Origin of the sequence: Komagataeibacter europaeus LMG 18890 (assembly GCF_000285295.1) — a bacterium.
GTDB classification, from domain to species: domain Bacteria; phylum Pseudomonadota; class Alphaproteobacteria; order Acetobacterales; family Acetobacteraceae; genus Komagataeibacter; species Komagataeibacter europaeus.
This window is the reverse complement of record NZ_CADP01000037.1, coordinates 22868-29400: the sequence shown is the minus strand read 5'-3', so window position 1 is coordinate 29400 and position 6533 is coordinate 22868. Positions and strand designations below refer to the sequence as shown.

Below are 6533 nucleotides of genomic sequence, written 5' to 3'. Positions count from 1 at the left end.
CCGAGCCGATCTCAAAAAGCCGTCTCAGTTCGGATTGCACTCTGCAACTCGAGTGCATGAAGGTGGAATCGCTAGTAATCGCGGATCAGCATGCCGCGGTGAATACGTTCCCGGGCCTTGTACACACCGCCCGTCACACCATGGGAGTTGGTTTGACCTTAAGCCGGTGAGCGAACCGCAAGGACGCAGCCGACCACGGTCGGGTCAGCGACTGGGGTGAAGTCGTAACAAGGTAGCCGTAGGGGAACCTGCGGCTGGATCACCTCCTTTCAAGGATGTGTTCTGAGGATGGTCTGGGTAACTGGACTGTTTTGGAACGCTTCTTATATAAAGTCCTTGCCTGCAGGATCGGGCAAGGCACAGCTAGGTAGGCTGCCTGCACTTCGGTGTAACGCGCCGTCAACATATCCCTTCCAGCGACAATCAATGGACCCTTTTGGGGCTAGTAGCTCAGTTGGTTAGAGCACACGCTTGATAAGCGTGGGGTCGGAGGTTCAAGTCCTCCCTGGCCCACCAGTTCTGCTGCGTGCGTGTGATGGCATGCACTGATGGGGGCGTAGCTCAGCTGGGAGAGCACCTGCTTTGCAAGCAGGGGGTCGTCGGTTCGATCCCGTCCGCCTCCACCAATGACTGGTGTCGAGAGGGTAGGGAATGGCTGGAAGCCCCATGGGCTGAAGCGCTGGACTGGAAAGATTGTCGCCGGAAGATAATGGAGATCGGACGGATGCCTTGTGGAACCGCGTTGGCGGTGCACGGGGTGTTGCGGTCTGGTAAGTTTGCTCTTTGATAATGTGAATAGGTTGGTGCGTTCGTGGACGTGCCTTTGTCACGGGTTGGTCTGGCCCGTGGATGGTCCGAGCAGTCGGAGTATCCATGCTAAGTGATGAAGGCGCATGCGTTCATGAACGAGTTAAGTGTTGAATTGTGCGATGCACTGCACTTTCTCTGTGCGGGTGTTGTTGCTCGATCTGCCGGCTGGTTATCTGGCTGGTGGCTTGAGTGGATGGCTCCTGTGCATGTGTGGGCAATGAGCGCGATAAGGGCATTCGGTGGATGCCTTGGCACCAGGAGGCGATGAAAGACGTGGCACGCTGCGAAAAGCCATGGGGAGCCGCGAGCAGGCTTTGATCCGTGGGTATCTGAATGGGGCAACCCACCCAGCGATGGGTATCATGTTCTGAATACATAGGGACATGAGGCGAACCCGGGGAACTGAAACATCTAAGTACCCGGAGGAAAAGACATCAATTGAGATTCTGCTAGTAGTGGCGAGCGAACGCGGAACAGGCCAGTGTTCATTTTTGAAGAAGCAGAACGGAATGGAAAGTCCGGCCATAGCGGGTGATAGCCCCGTATGCGTAGTGTCAGGAATGATCCTTGAGTAGGGCGGGACACGTGAAATCCTGTCTGAACATGGGGGGACCACCCTCCAAGCCTAAATACTCCCTGGTGACCGATAGTGAACAAGTACCGTGAGGGAAAGGTGAAAAGCACCCCGACGAGGGGAGTGAAATAGACCTGAAACCGAATGCCTACAAGCAGTCGGAGCCTCTTATGGGGTGACGGCGTACCTTTTGTATAATGGGTCAGCGAGTTTCTGTTTGCAGCAAGCTTAAGCCGTTAGGTGTAGGCGCAGCGAAAGCGAGTCTGAACAGGGCGACGAGTTGCTGGCAGAAGACCCGAAACCGAGTGATCTAGCCATGGCCAGGCTGAAGGTGCGGTAACACGCACTGGAGGGCCGAACCCACGCCTGTTGAAAAAGTCGGGGATGAGCTGTGGCTAGGGGTGAAAGGCCAATCAAACTCGGAAATAGCTGGTTCTCCGCGAAATCTATTGAGGTAGACCGTCGAGTATTACCCCGGGGGGTAGAGCACTGGATGGGCTAGGGGGGCCCAAAGCCTTACCAAACCTAACCAAACTCCGAATACCAGGAAGTATGAGCTCGGCAGACAGACAGTGGGTGCTAAGGTCCATTGTCGAGAGGGAAACAGCCCAGACCACCAGCTAAGGCCCCCAAATCGTGGCTAAGTGGGAAAGGATGTGGGGATTCCAAAACAACCAGGAGGTTGGCTTAGAAGCAGCCATCCTTTAAAGAAAGCGTAATAGCTCACTGGTCTAATAGAAACCCTGCGCCGAAAATGTAACGGGGCTCAAGCCACGTGCCGAAGCTGTGGGTGCATACTATGTATGCGCGGTAGCGGAGCGTTCCGTAGGTCTGTGAAGGAGACGGGGTGACCCTCTCTGGAGATATCGGAAGTGCGAATGCTGACATGAGTAGCGACAAACAGTGCGAGAAACACTGTCGCCGAAAGTCCAAGGGTTCCTGCGCAAGGTTAATCCGCGCAGGGTGAGCCGGCCCCTAAGGCGAGGGCGAAAGCCGTAGTCGATGGAAACCGGGCAAATATTCCCGGGCCTGCCAGAAGTGACGAATGCAATATGTTGTCGGGTCTTATCGGATTGATCCGGCTTTTGGCGCATTCCAGGAAATAGCTCTGGCATATAGACCGTACCCGAAACCGACACAGGTGGACTGGTAGAGAATACCAAGGCGCTTGAGAGAACGATGCTGAAGGAACTAGGCAAATTACTTGCGTAACTTCGGGATAAGCAAGACCCGTCAGTGGGCAACCATTGGCGGGTGGCACAGACCAGGGGGTAGCGACTGTTTAGTAAAAACACAGGGCTGTGCGAAGTCGAGAGACGACGTATACGGCCTGACGCCTGCCCGGTGCCGGAAGGTTAAGAGGAGGTGTGCAAGCACCGAATTGAAGCCCCGGTAAACGGCGGCCGTAACTATAACGGTCCTAAGGTAGCGAAATTCCTTGTCGGGTAAGTTCCGACCTGCACGAATGGCGTAACGACTTCCCCGCTGTCTCCAGCATCGGCTCAGCGAAATTGAATTCCCCGTGAAGATGCGGGGTACCCGCGGTCAGACGGAAAGACCCTATGAACCTTTACTGCAGCTTTGCAGTGGCATCAGAGACATTCTGTGTAGGATAGGTGGGAGGCTTTGAAACCGGGGCGCCAGTTCCGGTGGAGCCATCCTTGAAATACCACCCTGACTGTTTCTGATGTCTAACCGAGGCCTGTTAGCCAGGTCCGGGACCCTGCATGGTGGGCAGTTTGACTGGGGCGGTCGCCTCCCAAAGTGTAACGGAGGCGCGCGATGGTGGGCTCAGGTCGGTCGGAAACCGACTGTCGAGTGCAATGGCATAAGCCCGCCTGACTGTGAGAGTGACAGCTCGATCAGAGACGAAAGTCGGCCATAGTGATCCGGTGGTCCCGCGTGGAAGGGCCATCGCTCAACGGATAAAAGGTACTCTAGGGATAACAGGCTGATCTCCCCCAAGAGTCCACATCGACGGGGAGGTTTGGCACCTCGATGTCGGCTCATCACATCCTGGGGCTGGAGCAGGTCCCAAGGGTTCGGCTGTTCGCCGATTAAAGTGGTACGTGAGCTGGGTTTAGAACGTCGTGAGACAGTTCGGTCCCTATCTGCCGTGGGTGTTGGAGACTTGAGAGGATTTGTCCCTAGTACGAGAGGACCGGGATGAACATACCTCTGGTGCACCGGTTGTCGCGCCAGCGGCACAGCCGGGTAGCTAAGTGTGGACGGGATAACCGCTGAAAGCATCTAAGCGGGAAACCCACCTCAAAACAAGGTCTCCCCGAGGGCCGTGATAGACCATCACGTCAATAGGCCAGGTGTGGAAGCGCAGCAATGCGTGCAGCTAACTGGTCCTAATCGCCCAATAGGCTCATTCCATCGCCACATAACGTGGCAACATACATGCACAGCAGTCATCCACTCTTCAACACACCATACAGCACCAACCCATCACATCCTCTCAGCCCCTCCCAAAGGGATGACTGGATGACCTGGTGGCCATGGCGGGGAATGATCCACCCGATCCCATCCCGAACTCGGCCGTGAAACACCCCAGCGCCCATGATACTGTGCCTTAAGGCACGGGAAAGTCGGTCGCCGCCAGGTCTTCCAGTCACCCCTCACCACCGCGGGGTGGAGCAGCCCGGTAGCTCGTCAGGCTCATAACCTGAAGGCCGCAGGTTCAAATCCTGCCCCCGCAACCACTGATACCGACACTCCCGTGGGCCAAGCTCCGGGAGTGTTTCTTTTTTCAGCCTTTCCAATGGCTTGCCGTTCGATCCAGGTCAGGATCGTGCCTAATTCCCCATACAGCATCGCGTCGATCTCGCCCCGGTTCGGGCCAGGAGTGAGCACGACCTTCTCGATCAGCGCCCGCAGCGCCTCGGCGGCTTCCAGCCGTTCCTCGGGGCGGTTGAGGGCGTCGGTCAGACGGCCGACCTTGCGAACATAGATCGCCGAGGCACTCGGCAGCAGGTCTGGAACGTCATCGGGAACATCGGAGAGCAGGGTCGCCAGCTCAGCCTTGCGGGCTTCGAGTGTATCCATCTCCGCCTTCATGCTGGGATGGAACATGCCTTCCTTGATGGCTTCGATGATGCCCCGGATCTGTTTCTCGACCTTCACCTGTTCGATCTGCCAGACATCGGCATTGGACCGGCGTTCGCGATTGAGGCGGTTGGTCTCATCGGCATAGGCACGCATCGCCTCGGCCGCGATCTCCGGTGCCATCATCCGGTCCTTGAGGCCGGAGAGCACGCGGCGCTCCAGATCGGGACGGGGGATCGTCCGACTGTTGGTGCAGGAGCCGTTGGTGACATGGCCTGAACAGGCGAAACGGTCGGAACCTCGCAGAGCGTAGGGACCACCGCACAGGCCGCAGAACAGCAGGCCCGACAGGAGTGATTTCGGGCGGCGTGTGCCGTTGAGCCGGTTGCGCTTGTGGTGGGCGCGAACGGCCTCGGTGACGTTGACGTATTTCTCGGCAATCACGCTCTGGCGGGTCTTGGTCGCCTGCCAGAGCGTGTCGTCGACGATCCGCAGTTCGGGCACGTCTGTGATCACCCATTCTGATTCCGGGTTCAGGCGCGAGACGCGCTTGCCGGTGGACGGGTCTTTGACGTACCGCTGCCGGTTCCAGACCAGCCGGCCAATGTATAATTCGTTGTTGATGATGCCGGTGCCGCGTTTCACATGGCCCCTGATTGTGGTGTCGCTCCACAACTTGCCCTCGGGGCCGGCGATGCCCTGGTCGTTGAGGGTTTTGGCAATGGCGCGTGGCCCAATGCCGGCGGCGAAGTCGCGGAAGATGCGACGGACGATCTCCGCTTGGTGGACGTCGATCTCGCGGTCGCCCCGGATCTGTTCGCCTTTGGCGTCGAACTGCCGAACCACGCGATAGCCATAGCACAACCCGCCGCCAGATTTGCCGTCCTCGACCCGGCCGCGCAGGCCGCGATGGGTCTTGGCGGCGAGGTCTTTGAGGAACAGGGCGTTCATCGTGCCCTTGAGGCCGACATGCAGTTCGCTGATCTCGCCCTCTGCCAGAGTGACGATCGGCATTCCGGCGAATTTCAGGTGCTTGAACAGTGTGGCCACGTCCGCCTGGTCGCGCGAGATGCGGTCCAGAGCTTCGGCCAGCACGATGTCGAACCGTCCAGCCTGGGCATCCTGTAACAGGGTCTGGATACCGGGACGCAGGATCATGCTGGCGCCGGAGATGCCCGCGTCCTTGTAGGCGCCGACCACCTTCCATTTTTCCCGTTTCGCGTGTTCGCGGCAGATGCGGAACTGGTCCTCGATCGAGGCATCGCGCTGGTTGTCGGAAGAATAGCGGGCATACAGGGCGACGCGGGTCATGCGATGTTCCTTATCAGGCGACCTTGTCCATCCGGCTGGGCCGGATCAGCACCTCGGCCGAGATGCCGAGGCCGTCATGCAACTGGCGGATCATATCGATCGACAGGCCCCGCTTGCGGTTCAGCACGTCCGCCACCCGGTTGCGCGGGCCGATCATCGGCTCCAGATCCTTGCGGGTGAGGCCCTGCTGCTCCATGCGGAAGCGGATGGCCTCGACCGGATCGGGCGGGTCGATTGGATGGTGCTTCGCCTCATAGGCGTCGATCAGCGTCGCGAGCACATCGAGGCGGTCGCCGTCGGACGTGCCGCTTTTGGCACCCCACAGCCGCCCGACTTCTTCCAGCGCTGCGTCGTAATCCGCCTCGTTGCGGACGGGCTTCAGATCAGTCGTCATGTTCCACTTCCGTCACGTCGATCCTGTCATACGCCTTGTGCGTGCCGATCCATTTGATCCAGACGATGCTTTTCTCGAAATCGACCGCCACGACCAGGCGATAGGCGTTGCCCTTGATGTTGAAGACGATCCGCTCCGCGCTGACGATACTGGCTGTGGCGTAGAGCCGCTTTACGTCGGCGGTGCTCACCCAGGCGGCCCTGCCGACTTCGGCGAACCAGGCGTCCAGCGCCGCCTTCACGGCCGGCTGGTCCTTCTGGCCCGCCAGACTATCGACGAACTCTCTCAGCGTGCGTCGGGCGATGATCCTCATTGACTGACCTTATATCACGGGACCATAATGGTCACAAGAAAAATGCACAACAGCCCGGCGAATGGTTTTTCGCCGGGGGA

The 6533-nt window shown here is 58.6% G+C and carries 3 protein-coding genes, 3 tRNA genes and 3 rRNA genes; 6 read left to right on the top strand and 3 right to left on the bottom strand.

Annotation, left to right across the window (positions count from 1 at the left end; genetic code table 11):
• The 6 genes from GEU01_RS11785 to GEU01_RS11760 all read left to right on the top strand — a co-directional run.
• Positions 1 to 270: ribosomal RNA gene (locus tag GEU01_RS11785) — 16S ribosomal RNA — on the top strand; the annotation flags it as partial.
• Positions 271 to 439: 169 nt separating this feature from the next.
• Positions 440 to 516: transfer RNA gene (locus GEU01_RS11780), tRNA-Ile, on the top strand.
• 34 nt (positions 517 to 550) lie between these two features.
• Positions 551 to 626 (top strand) — tRNA-Ala (locus GEU01_RS11775).
• 400 nt (positions 627 to 1026) lie between these two features.
• A 23S ribosomal RNA gene (locus GEU01_RS11770) occupies positions 1027 to 3765 on the top strand.
• Positions 3766 to 3878: 113 nt separating this feature from the next.
• Positions 3879 to 3994 (top strand): 5S ribosomal RNA (rrf, locus tag GEU01_RS11765).
• 21 nt (positions 3995 to 4015) lie between these two features.
• Positions 4016 to 4092 (top strand) — tRNA-Met (locus tag GEU01_RS11760).
• On the opposite strand, the gene GEU01_RS24330 is transcribed toward GEU01_RS11760, so the two are convergent.
• The 3 genes from GEU01_RS24330 to GEU01_RS11740 are packed head-to-tail and all read right to left on the bottom strand — an operon-like array spanning position 4049 to position 6453.
• Entirely contained in the window at positions 4049 to 5746 is a 1698-nt protein-coding gene (locus tag GEU01_RS24330) for a recombinase family protein (RefSeq protein ID WP_081499959.1), read from the bottom strand. The genes GEU01_RS11760 and GEU01_RS24330 overlap by 44 nt on opposite strands.
• A gap of 13 nt (positions 5747 to 5759) precedes the next feature.
• The gene (locus tag GEU01_RS11745; RefSeq protein WP_019086246.1) at positions 5760 to 6140 is read right to left on the bottom strand and encodes a helix-turn-helix domain-containing protein; all 381 of its coding nucleotides are present in this window, start codon (positions 6138 to 6140) and stop codon (positions 5760 to 5762) included.
• A complete protein-coding gene (locus tag GEU01_RS11740; RefSeq protein WP_019086245.1) occupies positions 6130 to 6453 on the bottom strand; it encodes a type II toxin-antitoxin system HigB family toxin in 324 nt (107 codons plus the stop codon). Before GEU01_RS11740 ends, GEU01_RS11745 begins: the two co-directional genes overlap by 11 nt.
• Between the last annotated feature and the right edge of the window lie 80 nt (positions 6454 to 6533).

What these genes read in the sequence shown, in the direction of transcription:
- GEU01_RS11740 (WP_019086245.1), bottom strand. Translation starts at nt 6,453, where the DNA reads ATGAGGATCATCGCCCGACGCACGCTGAGAGAGTTCGTCGATAGTCTG.
- GEU01_RS24330 (WP_081499959.1), bottom strand. Translation starts at nt 5,746, where the DNA reads ATGACCCGCGTCGCCCTGTATGCCCGCTATTCTTCCGACAACCAGCGC.
- GEU01_RS11745 (WP_019086246.1), bottom strand. Translation starts at nt 6,140, where the DNA reads ATGACGACTGATCTGAAGCCCGTCCGCAACGAGGCGGATTACGACGCA.